Source organism: Synechococcus sp. H55.7 (assembly GCF_047462395.1).
Classification (GTDB): domain Bacteria; phylum Cyanobacteriota; class Cyanobacteriia; order Thermostichales; family Thermostichaceae; genus Thermostichus.
This window is the reverse complement of the sequence record NZ_JANSJD010000027.1, coordinates 19,925-32,708: the sequence shown is the minus strand read 5'-3', so window position 1 is coordinate 32,708 and position 12,784 is coordinate 19,925. Positions and strand designations below refer to the sequence as shown.

Here is a 12,784-nt window from a genome sequence, read left to right as displayed (position 1 = left end):
CTGCATCGGGTGCAAGAGCGGCTCAAGGTGTTTGTTGGTCGAAGTTGTCCTGAAGTTATTGCCGCTGATTTGCTGGATTTGCCACGCCTGGAGCTGTATGGGGAAGGGAGCTTTGTGGATCCCTGTGCTCTCTTGCAGCAGAGGGGCGTGGCCGAGCGGGTGCATGAGCTAACAGGAGAGCCAGCAAGCTGGCCGGTGTTTGATGTGGCTGTGTGCACGGTTGAGGATCTCCAGAAACTGAAGCAGCCCCTCAAAGCCAGCTTTGCCTTTGTCTTAGGAGAAGATCATCAGCTTCTTTTTACCGAGGCAAGTCGAGTGATGGAAACGCGGCGGCAGAATTTTACCATAAATCAGTTTAAGTATGTGATACGCCTCCACGAGGAGACACTTTTTTATGGGGCGACTTATCTTAACTTTCCTTCATTTATTTCCGAAGTGAAGACTGTCGTTGACGTTGGATCTGGCGTAGGACTTGCCAGTGTCTGTTTTCGCGGATTTTGCCCGGATGCAGTTATTCATTGTTTTGAGGTGGATCCCTTAGCCTTACACCTGCTGCAGCAGAATGCTCTTAGTTTGGGCAACTGCCATGTGCATCCAGTGGGCCTAGCAGGGCAGAATAGCCTCAGGACTCGTCGTCTCTGGCCAGAAGACTCTCAAACAGAGTGGGGAGTGGAGCAGGTGTTGGTCTTTCGGGAAGCCAAGGCAACCCTGCAGGAGCTAGGTCTGGAGCACATCGATGTGCTCAGGGTGGCTGCAGGTGGGCAGGGGGTGGAGGTGTTGGCCAGTTTGGAGCCATGGCTCAAAGACGTCAAGGTCATCTATGTGGAGTTTGGCTCGGAGCAAGCCCGCAAGCAGATTGACCAGATGCTGGATCCTTCTCACATGATCTGGCAGGGGGAGATCATAGCTGGTCAAAGAGGATCCCTCTGCTATCTGCGCAGAGCTTAGGAGTAGACTCTTGAAAAGAGAGGAGATGCGAAAGTCATGAACTCAACTATCGTTGTTACAAGCGCAGACAGCAAGTTTTTTGAGTTAGTCCAGGGGACTATCCTCTCTATCCGGGAAAAGCCGCAGGGGTATTCTGTGGACATTGGATTTCTCGATACAGGCTGCACGCTAGAGCAGTTGCAGTGGATAAGTCAGTACGTTGACCATATTATTGAGCCAGGTTGGAATTACGATATCCCAAGTAGTAACAGCCAACCTAACTACCTTAAAGCTCTGGCATCCAGGCCATTCTTACCTGAGTATTTTCCAGGTTACGAGGTTTATATTTGGATTGACGCAGACGCTTGGCTCCAAGATTGGTCTGCAATTGAGCTACTCACCCTAGGAGCAAAAAGAAAAGGATTTTCAATAGTTACCGAGTTAGTAGCTAAGCATGTCAACAGATTCTGGATGCAAACCTGGATAACCTGGCACTACCACAAATACTTCCATCACACCGAGTTTAATCGTCTAGATATAGAGCCATTGCTGAACGCTGGTGTATTCTCCGGAGCTAGACAATCTATTCACTGGTCGGCATGGGGAAAAAGAGTAGAGCAAGCTATCCTCAGATGCTTCGATTTATGGACGGATCAGTTTGCTTTAAATGTTTCTATCTACAAGGATTTAGGTTTGGATAGAGTTGAGCTTCTACCACTCAATTGTAATTGGTTGGCTCACTATCAGCTACCTTTATGGGATCCTCAAAAGAGGCTATGGGTGGATCCTTTTCCGCCTCACGAACCAATAGGGATTGTACATCTTACGGCCGATGCTAAGACAAGACCAACTCATATTGTACTTACAACTGAAGGTTTTAAGGTTGAAGCCAGCTTACGATATCCAGGCAAGAACTCTCTCCCGATTAAAAGATATGACTATGTATCGAATAACCAGAGGAGAATACATCTTGACTATAGCTTCCCTCTAATGACTGTAGTGGATCCAAGCTCTCACCCTTGGCCCTACTTGCGAAAAGAGATTCCCCATCTTTCGCACGCAGACTTACGTCAACCTCTTATTGGCTTTGTTAGCCGAGATGAAGCACATATCTTGTACAATACCGCTCTTAAGTTCCAAGGAAAACCTGCTTTGGAGATTGGGTGTTGGCTAGGTTGGTCAACTGCTCACCTTGCATCGGGAGGAGTTGTTCTTGATGTAGTGGATCCTGCTCTGGCCAATCCTCAGATTTATGAAAGTGTGGATCAGTCTCTCCGCTTGGCAGGAGTTCGCTCCAATGTCAACCTGTATCCCGGCTACAGCCCAGAGAAGGCAGAAGAGATTGCTCGGGAAAAGAACCGCCGCTGGTCTTTGATCTACATCGATGGAAATCATGACGCGCCAGCTCCTCTGCTAGATGCTCAGGTGGCAGACCGCTACGCTGCTGAAGATGCTCTAATTCTCTTTCATGACCTTGCTTCACCGGATGTAGCTGAGGGCTTAAACCACCTAAGGGCTCGAGGCTGGAACACGATGATTTACCAAACCATGCAGATCATGGGCGTCGCTTGGCGGGGTAACGTCCAGCCTGTGGAGCATATTCCGGATCCTGCTGTTGATTGGACACTACCAGAGCATTTGAAGGGATACCCGGTATGCAACCTTGAGTTATTGAGAGTTTTGGAAAAGGTTAAGGCCTTTACCCTTTTGGGCTTTGAGCGTCTCTGGAATCTCTACACCTTAGCCAAGCGAGTCTGCCAAGAAGACATCCCTGGGAACTTTGTTGAGTGTGGCGTTTGCAGAGGAGGCAGCTCTGCACTGCTGGCTTGGGTGATCAAAAACTACAGCCGCCGACCCCGCAAAGTCTACGCTTTCGACACCTTCTCAGGAATGCCTCAGCCAACAGAAGTAGACCGAGATTACAGAGGATTTCTTGCCAATGATACTCCCTATGGAGCTGGAGCTTTGGGGGCTCCTGTCTCGGAGAACTTGGAGGTAATCAGCAGGGAACTAGGAGTTTGGGATCTCATTGTTCCTGTTCAAGGACTGTTTGCTGACACATTGCCAGCTTACCGTGACCAGGTAGGCGAGATCGCTTTTCTACACGCGGACGCTGACTGGTACCAGTCCACAATGGATATCTTTCAGAATCTTTATGAGCAGGTTAACTCCCAAGGATTTATCCAAATCGATGATTACGGACATTGGCAGGGATGTCGAGAAGCTGTCCACGACTTTGAACGAGAAATTGGGGCTTTCTTTCGGTTACATAGTATTGACTATACCGGAGTCTGGGTGAGCCTGGCTGAGAACCTGCCAGTAGTGAGAGATAGCTTAACAGAAGCTACACTTCCGCAAGGGATCCGTCTGAGCAAGTTTAACGTCGTTCTTTTCCCTTACTGGGAGCTAGAAGCGGAGCAGCTTGTGCAGGAGTTGGAGAAGCTGCTGGAGCAGATCTTGCTAAGCCCAAATCCAAAAGACTATGCTCTTATTTTGCCAGGGGATCCGGATCCACAGCTAGCCAATCAAACACTAGAAATGGCGGCGGGGAATGTAATCCTCAAACTTATGGAGAAAGGAGAGGAAGTAGCTGAGGAGCCGCTTTGTTCTGTGGTGTCTGGCTTGAACCCTTGGCAGTGGGAGAGGCTGATTCAGCATATGAACTACCGCTACCCTCTGAAGCGGGAGCGTTTTCCCAAAGGACTACGGCCAGCTGTCCAGAAGCTGCCTGTTTTGTTGATTGCTCAGTAGGATTTGCCGCCTATCCTCAACCCTCTTGAGGGGGGGGAGGCTTTAAAGTGCATCGGGATCCACTCCCAGTTCTCGCAGCTTTTGGGCCAGACGCTCCGCCCGCTGTTCGGCCTGCTCGGCTCGTTGCCGTTCTTGTTCAGCCCTTTGCCGCTCCAGTTCGGCCTCGGTGGGCACCAGCTCTCCAGCAGGCGTGGCCCAGCGAATCCATGTGGTTTCGATGTCCCGAAACCTGCCTTCCCATTTCACCAGGTACAGTCCCAGAACTGCGCTCGGCAGGCGACCTTCTGCATCGACTTCAATCGGCTCATAGTGGTCGCCCCTCAGCCGAAACCCCGCCCAGTCTTCTGGCTCAAACGGGTCAAACCAAAAGTACTCCGGCACCCGGATAATTTGCTCGTAAAGCTGCTTTTTGCTTGTCTTATCATCCTGGGCAGTGCTGGGAGAAAGAAGCTCAATCACCACGTCTGGCCCTTTGCCCTGCTCCCAGATCACCCAGCTTTTGCGCTCGCCCTTGGGCACTCCCAGCACCACAAAATAATCAGGCCCTCGGAAATTGCGGCTGCGGGTCTGCTCCAAGCTGTAGTAGAGGAACATGTTGCCACTGACAAAGCCATCAGGGCGCTGCTGCAGCCAGGTTTGGGTGACGGAGATGAGCAAGTCCATCTGGCACTTGTGTCGCCAGCTTCCCATAGGTACGCCGTCGTCGTAGGGGAGCTCGTCTTGGGTAGGGGGCCAGTCGGGTAGATTAACCGGATCCGGCACCTCAATAATCGGTTTGGGGTTGGTCATTGCCAGTTCTCCGATAGGTATTTTGGGCTGGCCAGTTTCCTTTACAAAGTATCGGGATCCACTCCCAGTTCTCGCAACTTTTGGGCGAGGCGCTCCGCCCGTTGCCGTTCGATCTTTTCGGCTTCTTCTGGTGTGGGCACCAGCTCACCATTGGGGAAAAAGTACCGCAGCTGCCGGTTGTGAATGCCCAGGTACAGCCCCAACACCTCGCTCCAGCGCCACCCCTGCTCCGTTGGCTCAATCTCCTCGTACTGTTCCCCCCTCAGTCGCCAACCCATAAACTCCTGCGTTTCGGGAGAAAAGTAGAAGTACTCGGGTGTCCTAAAAACCCTTTCGTAAAGCTCCCGCTTCTCACCCCGATCCACCTTGGCTGTTGATTCCGAAAGCAGCTCGACGATCAAATCCGGGTACTTGCCCCCTTCTTCCCACACCACCCAAGAGGGGCGGGGGCGGTTTTCTACCCCTTTGACCAAAAACAGATCTGGGCCGCGGAAGTCTTTGCTTTTGAGTTGCTCTCGGCTGTAGTAAACGGTGAGGTTCCAGGCGAGGAAGTAGTCGTTGCGATCCTGCCAGAGGCGGGTGAGGCAGCTCACCAGAATCAAAAGCTGCAGGGCGTGGAGGGAGTGTTCCATTTCCGGTTCATCGCTGAGCAGCCCCTGGGCCGAGGGCATGAGCTCCGCCAGTTGCTGGCGGGTGAGGGGAGTTGTCTTTTCTTGGACTTTCTCTGGGGCCAGCATGAGGCACGCAGGTCAGGTAAGTTGATTGAGCTATAGGCTAGCCCATAGGTAAACCTGTCAGCGGAAGGGGAAAAACGTTCTAGAAAAGAGAGGCATAATGAGGGGTGCAAACCTCTTTTCCTGCTCTCATGTCTTTCTGGAAACCTTTGGTGCTCTTGGCAGCGCTGCTTTTTGCCTGGGCAGGCGGGATCCCCTCTGTGCAAGCAGCCACTCTGGGCGGATCCCCTTACAACCGCGCCCAACAGGAGGTTGTGGTTGCAGCCAGTCCAGAGCAGGTGTTGAAGGCGGCTGAACAGGCTTTTCAAGTCTGGAAGCGAGGCGAGCTGCTGTCTGTGAATGCCGAGGCGCTGGAAGTGAAAGGGATCTCCCGCACCAACTTTTTTAAGTTCGTGGACGATCTGACGGTTTCCTTGTCGCCCATCGAAGGGGATCCCGGCCATACTCGTCTGCACATCACTTCGGTGGGCCGTATTGGGGAATACGATTTCGGCGGCAACCGGCGCAACATCAACGAGTACCTGAACACTCTGCAGTCCTTGTTGTCACAGGAGTAAAGCACCGCCATTGGGGTGAGAAAGGTGGATGACTCCTGGCTAGGGTCTTTCCGATTCCTCTGTTGCATGGTTCTCTTCTAGCTTGGCCACACGGGCTTCTAGCTTGCGCAGGGCCCGCTGCAGCTCAGGCAAATGTCGCTGAACTGCCATGCTCTTGCGCCATTCGGCAATGGGCTGATGGGGGTAGCCGGCCACGGTTTGGCCAGGAGGGATGTCGCTGGTAACGCCCGTCTGAGCGGCCACACGCACGCCATTGCCGATGTGCAGGTGGCCGGCCAGGCCGCATTGCCCGGCCAAAATGACGTGGTGGCCCAACTGGGTGCTGCCGGCAATGCCCACCTGGGCGACGATTAAGCAGTGGGATCCCGTGCGCACACCGTGGCCAATCTGCACCAGGTTGTCGATCTTGGTGCCGCGGCCAATACGGGTCTCCCCGACGGCGGCCCGATCGATGGTGGTGTTGCTGCCCACTTCTACACCGTCTTCCAGCACCACCCGGCCCGCCTGCAGCATGCGCCGCCAGGAGCCATCGGGGAGGGGAATGTGACCAAAGCCGTCGTCGCCGATAACAGCGCCGCTGTGAATCAGGCAATCATCGCCAATCTCTGTGCGCTCGTGAATGACGCAGTTGGCGAAAAGCTGACACCGGGATCCAACCCGCACATGGGGGTAGATGGTTACGTTGGGGTGGATTTGGGTGTAGTCGCCAATTTTCACCCCTTCCATCACCACCACATGCGGCCCGATGGCCACTCCCTCCCCCAACTCAACGCTGGGATCGATCACGGCTGTGGGATGGATCCCGGTGGGCAGGCGATAGGGTTGGTAAAACAGCTCGATGGCCTGGGCAAAGAGCAAGCGGGGATCCCTGCCCCGCAGGCAGGGGATGGGGCGAGGTAAAGCTATAGATTCGCCCACAATGACGGCGCTGGCTTGGGTTTGCTCCAAGAGGGGCAAGTAGCGGTCTTCGCTGAGGAAGCTCAGCTCGCCTGGGCGAGCTTCCGCCAGGCTAGCCACGCCGCGGATCTCGAGGGTGGGATCCCCCTCGTAGGCGCATCCCAATTTTTGGGCGATCTCCTGTAGCTGCATCAGGGTTGGTGTCCTCTACGATTGCAGCAGCCGCACATCCATCACGGTGCCGCGCAAGTTGTAGCTAAAAGTCTCCAGCTCCAGGGGAACGCCAACTTTGACGCGGTTGTTGCCCAGGACGATGCCGTTCTCGGTCCGCTGGCCCCGTCCCCGTAAGGTAAACACCAGATCAAAACGATAGGGCTCGGGGTCAGGCAAGTTCTCTACCCGTCCATCGGGGAAAACCACCGGCACGGTGCGGCTGACGTTTTCCACCCGCACCACTTCCACCTGGCCGTAGGGCTGGTTGCGGATGATCAAGTCAGCCTTCTGTCCGACCTGAAAAGGTTCCATGGAGCGGCTGCTGATCCCGCGCACGATCATGTCCACTTCCACCGGCAGCGTGGGGCCGCCCCCCACCTGGACGACGCTGCCCGCTTGCCGCCCTGGCAAAAACAAGACGGCGACAATGGCCGCCACCACAATCGCCAGCGCCCCCAGATCCAGGAGACTGACTTTTCCCAAAAGACGTCCCTGTCCGTCAATGAGCCGCATAGCCCCCTCTCCTCCACCACACTGTTTTGATTCTAGGCAGGTTTGCTCCCCAGGTGGCCTCTCCTGCTTGGCCTAAGGGATCCAGGCCAGGGCGCTGCTGCCCAGCGGCAGGCGGCGACGGCTGTTGGGGATCGGCAGCCCATCTTGCAAGTCCACCAGCCACACTTGCCCGCTGCGGATTGCTTGCCCAGTGCGGCTGAGGGGGGCCCAGGGATCCGGGATCTCCTCTTGCAAGGGCTGCAAAAGCGTGTAGGCCAGCATGCGCCCATCGGGGGAAAGGCTGAAGTCCAGCTCAAAGGGGTAGTCGGCCCGCCCCACCTCTACGGTCTTGCCCGCCCTCCCGCTGCCGAACACCACTGCCAGCAAGCGGGGGGACTCGGTGTAGGCCAGAGATTCCAACGCGCCCTCACCAACAAACTCGGCCTCGCTGACCAAGCCGTAAAAGACGGGTGCCCTCGGCGAAAAAGCTCCTTTGGTTACGGATCCCTCGGTAACCCAAATCTCCTCGCTGGTGCCGGTATTGCTGACGATAAAGAGGCTGCGGGTGTAGTCGGGATTGAAGCGCAGCAAAGCCCCGAAAGCCCCGTCGGGACGGATGGCCAAGGTTTGGCCGAACTGGGCCAAAAAGCTCTCGGCTGCCGCCCGCGGGTGCAAGGGCACGATCCCCACCCCCTGCCCCTGGGAGATGAGCAGGCTGCTCTCGTCAGGGCTGATGAAAAAGTCTCCCCCCAAAGCCGTATCCAGCTCCAGACGCTCGAAGGGATCCCGGCTCGTTTTCTGGATCCACAGTTCTGTCTGGACAGGGGCGAGGGAATCCCGTTGCAGGGGGATCCGCTCCGCTACCACCAGCTCCCCTGTCGGCGAGACCTGGAAGCGCAGGTTCTGGTAGCCCTGGTGATCCAACAGCAACTGGGAAGACTGATCCTCCAGATCCAGCCGGTACAGATCCTGGTGTTGCAGGCTGGTGGCGGTGGCAAAGTAGTAGACGAAGCGGCCATCGGCGCTGGGCTGCATTTGGGTGACCTTCAGCCCCGCCGGCGTCAGCAACGTGGTGGATCCCGTCTCCAGGTTAAAGAGCAACAGCCGCCCCCGTTGGTCTGCTTCCGTGCCGATCCCCAACAACTGCCGATCCGGCGTGCGAAACTCCCCCTCAAAAGGTCGCACCATGGGCTGGCCCCGCTCATCCACGGCTGCCTGCAGGCGCACCCGGTAGGTCTGGCCGTAGGGGGCCGGCTCTGTCAGCGTCCAAAAAAAGCGGCGGCCCAGCTTGCGCATCCGGCCCGGCAGAGGCGGCTGGATCTCCAAGTTGGCTGCAACGCTGTCCGCATCCATAGGGCGGTTGAAGGTCAGCACCATCTGCAGTTCCTGGGATCCCACCCGCTGCTGTTGCCAGTTGAAATCCCGCACATAGGGGGCCGTATGGTTGCCCAGCAAAAATAAGATCACCCCAATCGCCAAGTTGCAGAGGGTGATCCCGGCTACCCAGCGATCCAAGGGCTGGGTCAGCCCTCGCTGCAGAGCTGCATAGAAACGACGTGCCGGCCAGGCAGGCATCCGGGTCGTACAGTTCTCGACATCTCAAACCAGATTAAGGCACCTTTCAGGCGCTTGGGGCCACTGCCCTCACCCCCGCCCCCTCTCCCAGAGGGAGACTGCCCTCACCCCCAGCCCCTCTCCCAGAGGGAGAGGGGAGCTGGGCTGGAGCGGGAACGGGTAAACGGCTCTACTGCAGCATGACAAAGAGAAAGTCTTCCAACGCCGTCAGGAAGGTCAACACCTCGTCGGTTGCCTGTTCTTTCGTCAGGGATCCCAGCTCGACGACCCGTTGAATCAGCTCTGCCACCGGAGTCGGCCCCTGCAGCAGCGGAGCCAGCCATCTCACCTTCTCGGCAGGGATGCTGATCCGCCCGTGGGTGGCCCCTGTCCACTGCATTTCGTAGGGGCGGTTCTCTTGCAGGGCCTTGTTGTACTCCTGGTGGAAGCGGGTATTGCCCATCAGCAGGGGGTTAAACTGCACGGATCCCGTCAGCCAATCCGCATCCGTCCAAGGCAGCACCAGGGAAGAGCCGGCGTGCTCGGCCCAAAAGTCGATGAGGCGATGGGCAGGCCGGATCAGCTCGTAGAGGTGCAGCCGCTCCATAACGCTGAGGGTTTCCAGCCGTTGCCGCACAAACTCCGGCACTTGCTTAAAGAGAGACTCCACCGACCAGTCGGGCATATCCACCAGGCTTAAAAAGCCCAACCCTGCCTGCTGCAACATGCCAAACACCTCGGGGATCGTAAATCCCTTGTCGTTGGCAAGCAGATAGTTGTTCAGGATGGCGGCGTCTTCGGTATAGTTGGCCGGGTTCCATAGCACTGCCTTGGTCACCTCTTCCTGCAGGGATCCCATGAATTCCCGCACGTTCTTGGCGCCTACTGCTGGCGGGACGTCGAATTGCCCCACCTTTTGCAAAGCTTCCTGCAGGCGGAGAAACACCTGGCGTTGGCGGCGGCTGTGGAGATTGGCGCGAATAATGCCCTCGGGCTTGAGAACCTTTTTCATCGCCCGCAAGCCCTCAGTGGGATCTGCCAACAAATACAGAACGTCGTTCAGGCTGATGAAATCGAACTGGATCCCCAGGCGATCCAGCTCCAGCACGTTGAGGACGTAGCACTGGACATCGGTGAAGCCGTGGCGGCGCAGGCGTTCCTCGGTGAGCTTGACGGAAGCCGGCGACAGATCACAAGCCACAATCTGGGCGCCCGGATTGGCCTCCGCCATCATCAGCGTCTCCCAGCCGGAGCCACAGCCGGCGTTAAGCATCACCTTGCCCTCTGACGGGACGAGCATGTGGGTGCGCAGGTACTGGGCGGTGGTATAGCTCATCTTGAACATCTCCCCCAAGGCATTGCGGGCCGACTGGGAGAGGGGCACATTGGGGTAGGGCAGGGCCTCGTAGAGGCTGAGGGCCCGGTCTGCAGGCGAGAGAGCAGATCTGGTCATCGGCAGGGGAAAAGTGCAAGGGAGATCGAGAGAAGCAAGGCCATCGCTATGATTGAGTCTAGCCGCTGGTCGCGGCGGCGCTGCCGAGCAATAGAGATCTGCTGAGAACTGGCCATGACTGCTGCTGCTTTGCCCCGTCGCCGCTCCCGTTTCTCCCTGACAGGTACCCTGGCCGCCGTGGGCGGGGCGCTGCTGTGCGGGATCCTGGTGGTACGGCTGCAGGTGCCGATGCTGGAGCGAATCAATCTAGAGGCCCTGGAAAATGCCGAGGCCCGCAAAAACCGCAACATTGCCCTGGCCACCACCCTGGGCTGGCTGGGCTACCGCAACCTGGGCGCCTCCTGGCTGTGGCTGGAGCTGATCCAGTACTACGGCGACGCCCCTGCTCGCGCCCAAACCGGCTACGGCCTTGCCTACGAGTACTTCGACCACATGCTGCGGCTGGATCCCAATTTCTTCTTAGGCTACCGCCTCTCCAGCTTGGTGTTGACCTATCAGGCTGGCCAGCCGGAAAAAGCCGTCGAGATTTTGGATCGCGGCCTGCAGCAGTTTAACCCCCAAAACAACCCCGATGCCTGGCGGCTCTACGTGGATCGCGCCCTGATCAACTTCATGTTTTTGGGGGATGCGGAAGCGGGCCGCCGCGACTACTACCAAGCCGCCGCCTGGCGGGAACAGGTGGGCTTGCCCGGTGACGATTTTCGCCAACTGGGGGACAACATCGCCCGCAGCCCCCTCAGCCGCCGCTCCCGCTTCGATGTCTGGCTAAGCGTGTTTAACGCCACCAGCGACCGGGATACCCGCCAGTTTGTTCTGGAACAACTGACCCAATTGGGGACGGTGCTGCGCACGTTGCCCACGGGCGAGATCGAGATTCTCCCGCCGCCTCTGCCCAGTGGACTTGAGGAAGAGCCCTACCGCTTGCGCCTGTGATTCCAATCCAGTGACGCACTCCCGACCCTCATCTTCGTTGAGTCAACACAACATGGCTTACAGCACGCTGCGCGAACCGATAGCGTACGGGCTTCACGCTTCCCAGACTTGTTGGTACAGAGGTCTCAGCGTGCTGCCACCGTGCCACCCGCGGCGGGAACCAGTCAGGGAAACTCTTTAAGCTAACTGGACAAAGATTGCCATCTAGGGTTGTGACGTTGCCCCAAGAGGTGAGCTAGACTCTAACCCAAATTCTCATCCTGGGAGCCGACTTTTGCAGAAGGGCAAGCTCCGCGTCGGAGAAGTTGCTTTCTCTGACGCGGGTGAGTTATTGGCTCTGGCGCCTCTTTCCGAGGAAGCAGCAGCCCATTTGCTTCTGCCAGTCTGCGAAGACGCCTCAGGCTTTTGGCGGGTTCCCGCAGCCTCCCCATTTCTTATTATTTCTTAACTTTTGTTGTTCTGCGCAATTAGGAGTGATCCCCATGGCCTCAAGAACTTCTCTCCTGATGACGGCGGCTGTCCTTTCGGGCACTTGGTTTGTCCTCCCTGCAGCGGCCCAATCTTCCGCGACAGCGCGAGTACGGTCGGTGGTGGATGGGGACACCTTTTGGGCAGACTTGAACGGCAGGCCCACCCGTTTTCGCCTTGCCTATGTGGATGCGCCGGAGCTGACGCAGGGACGCTGGGGGCGGCTCTCACAAGAGGCTTTGCAAAGCCTGCTGCCGCCGGGATCCCTGGTGCAGGTGGATACCCTCTACGTCACGCCGGAAGGGCTGCACATTGCCCAGGTGTACAACTCTGAGGGCTTGGTGAATTTGGAGATGCTGCGCCAGGGGCAGGCGGCGGTTTACGAGCGCTTTTTGTACGGGGCCAACCGGGAGCGCTACCTGGAAGCTCAAGAATTGGCCCAGGCGGCGCGCCGAGGTTTTTGGCAGCAACGCAATCCGGTGATGCCCTGGGAGTTTCGGGAGACAGCCGCGCAAACCTCGGCCTTTGCGGGATCCAACGTTTTGGACGGCTCCTTCCTGCGGGAAAACCCGGCAGCGGCAGCGGGCGTGGGCATTGCCACAGCAGTGGTGATGGTGGGCCTGAGCAAAGTGTTGTGGAAAAAGCCTCGCCAGAAAAACGCGAGCATCCGCCAGATGGAGCGGGATCTGAAACAACTGCGGCGCAGCCTGGCCACAACGCTGGCCAGCTGCAAACAACTGGAACGGCAGTACGATCAACTGCTGCAAAAGGCTGAGGATTGGTTTGTCAGAGCCGAGAAGGCCAGCCAACATGACCAGGACGAACTGGCGCGCCAGGCTTTGGTGCAGCGGAACCAACACATGAGTGCCGCAGAGGCGGTTCGTCGCTCCCTGGACGAGGTTGAGGCCCAGGCGACAGCTATCCGCGAGGGCATTTCCCGCTTGGAAAGCCAGATCGCGATGGCCAAGCTGGAGCGGGAGATGAACAACTGACGTGAGCGCGGCCAAGCCCAACTC

10 protein-coding genes and 1 pseudogene are annotated in these 12,784 nt (G+C 57.3%); 5 read left to right on the top strand and 6 right to left on the bottom strand.

Going from position 1 to position 12,784, the window contains the following annotated elements:
* Both NW851_RS11965 and NW851_RS11960 read left to right on the top strand, forming a co-directional pair.
* Positions 1-948, top strand: a pseudogene (locus NW851_RS11965) (glycosyl transferase family 1); the annotation flags it as partial.
* 36 nt (positions 949-984) lie between these two features.
* Positions 985-3,678, top strand: a complete 2,694-nt coding sequence (locus NW851_RS11960; protein ID WP_414338792.1) for a class I SAM-dependent methyltransferase — start codon at positions 985-987, stop codon at positions 3,676-3,678.
* A 42-nt stretch (positions 3,679-3,720) separates the two neighbouring features.
* Here NW851_RS11960 and NW851_RS11955 read toward each other — a convergent pair whose 3' ends face one another.
* Both NW851_RS11955 and NW851_RS11950 read right to left on the bottom strand, forming a co-directional pair.
* Positions 3,721-4,467 (bottom strand): Uma2 family endonuclease, encoded by a 747-nt coding sequence (locus NW851_RS11955; RefSeq protein WP_414338790.1) that lies wholly within the window; start codon positions 4,465-4,467, stop codon positions 3,721-3,723.
* 41 nt (positions 4,468-4,508) lie between these two features.
* The gene (locus NW851_RS11950) at positions 4,509-5,204 is read right to left on the bottom strand and encodes a Uma2 family endonuclease (RefSeq protein WP_414336032.1); all 696 of its coding nucleotides are present in this window, start codon (positions 5,202-5,204) and stop codon (positions 4,509-4,511) included.
* Between the two features lie 128 nt (positions 5,205-5,332).
* Here NW851_RS11950 and NW851_RS11945 point away from each other — a divergent pair, with 128 nt between their 5' ends.
* Positions 5,333-5,758 carry a DUF1499 domain-containing protein gene (locus NW851_RS11945; protein WP_414338786.1) on the top strand — a complete coding sequence of 142 codons (426 nt, stop codon included), beginning with the start codon at positions 5,333-5,335 and terminating at the stop codon, positions 5,756-5,758.
* A gap of 39 nt (positions 5,759-5,797) precedes the next feature.
* Here NW851_RS11945 and lpxD read toward each other — a convergent pair whose 3' ends face one another.
* The 4 genes from lpxD to NW851_RS11925 all read right to left on the bottom strand — a co-directional run bounded on the left by lpxD (position 5,798) and on the right by NW851_RS11925 (position 10,367).
* Entirely contained in the window at positions 5,798-6,847 is a 1,050-nt protein-coding gene (lpxD, locus tag NW851_RS11940; protein ID WP_414338783.1) for a UDP-3-O-(3-hydroxymyristoyl)glucosamine N-acyltransferase, read from the bottom strand.
* Positions 6,848-6,862: 15 nt separating this feature from the next.
* Positions 6,863-7,381 carry a DUF4330 domain-containing protein gene (locus tag NW851_RS11935; RefSeq protein WP_414338780.1) on the bottom strand — a complete coding sequence of 173 codons (519 nt, stop codon included), beginning with the start codon at positions 7,379-7,381 and terminating at the stop codon, positions 6,863-6,865.
* Positions 7,382-7,453: 72 nt separating this feature from the next.
* Positions 7,454-8,935, bottom strand: coding sequence for a hypothetical protein (locus tag NW851_RS11930; protein WP_414338777.1), 1,482 nt, complete (start codon positions 8,933-8,935; stop codon positions 7,454-7,456).
* Between the two features lie 169 nt (positions 8,936-9,104).
* Entirely contained in the window at positions 9,105-10,367 is a 1,263-nt protein-coding gene (locus tag NW851_RS11925; RefSeq protein ID WP_414338774.1) for a class I SAM-dependent methyltransferase, read from the bottom strand.
* A gap of 114 nt (positions 10,368-10,481) precedes the next feature.
* Here NW851_RS11925 and NW851_RS11920 point away from each other — a divergent pair, with 114 nt between their 5' ends.
* Together NW851_RS11920 and NW851_RS11915 are read left to right on the top strand one after the other, a co-directional pair.
* On the top strand, positions 10,482-11,300 hold the full coding sequence (locus tag NW851_RS11920; protein WP_414338771.1) for a hypothetical protein: 819 nt from the start codon (positions 10,482-10,484) through the stop codon (positions 11,298-11,300).
* A 482-nt stretch (positions 11,301-11,782) separates the two neighbouring features.
* Positions 11,783-12,760, top strand: a complete 978-nt coding sequence (locus tag NW851_RS11915) for a PspA/IM30 family protein (protein ID WP_414335873.1) — start codon at positions 11,783-11,785, stop codon at positions 12,758-12,760.
* The last annotated feature ends 24 nt before the right edge of the window (positions 12,761-12,784 follow it).

Excerpts from the sequence above, each read along its gene's own strand:
- NW851_RS11925 (WP_414338774.1), bottom strand. The coding sequence starts at position 10,367 with ATGACCAGATCTGCTCTCTCGCCTGCAGACCGGGCCCTCAGCCTCTAC.
- NW851_RS11920 (WP_414338771.1), top strand. The coding sequence starts at position 10,482 with ATGACTGCTGCTGCTTTGCCCCGTCGCCGCTCCCGTTTCTCCCTGACA.
- NW851_RS11935 (WP_414338780.1), bottom strand. The coding sequence starts at position 7,381 with ATGCGGCTCATTGACGGACAGGGACGTCTTTTGGGAAAAGTCAGTCTC.
- NW851_RS11960 (WP_414338792.1), top strand. The coding sequence starts at position 985 with ATGAACTCAACTATCGTTGTTACAAGCGCAGACAGCAAGTTTTTTGAG.
- NW851_RS11915 (WP_414335873.1), top strand. The coding sequence starts at position 11,783 with ATGGCCTCAAGAACTTCTCTCCTGATGACGGCGGCTGTCCTTTCGGGC.
- NW851_RS11945 (WP_414338786.1), top strand. The coding sequence starts at position 5,333 with ATGTCTTTCTGGAAACCTTTGGTGCTCTTGGCAGCGCTGCTTTTTGCC.
- lpxD (WP_414338783.1), bottom strand. The coding sequence starts at position 6,847 with ATGCAGCTACAGGAGATCGCCCAAAAATTGGGATGCGCCTACGAGGGG.
- NW851_RS11930 (WP_414338777.1), bottom strand. The coding sequence starts at position 8,935 with ATGCCTGCCTGGCCGGCACGTCGTTTCTATGCAGCTCTGCAGCGAGGG.
- NW851_RS11950 (WP_414336032.1), bottom strand. The coding sequence starts at position 5,204 with ATGCTGGCCCCAGAGAAAGTCCAAGAAAAGACAACTCCCCTCACCCGC.
- NW851_RS11955 (WP_414338790.1), bottom strand. The coding sequence starts at position 4,467 with ATGACCAACCCCAAACCGATTATTGAGGTGCCGGATCCGGTTAATCTA.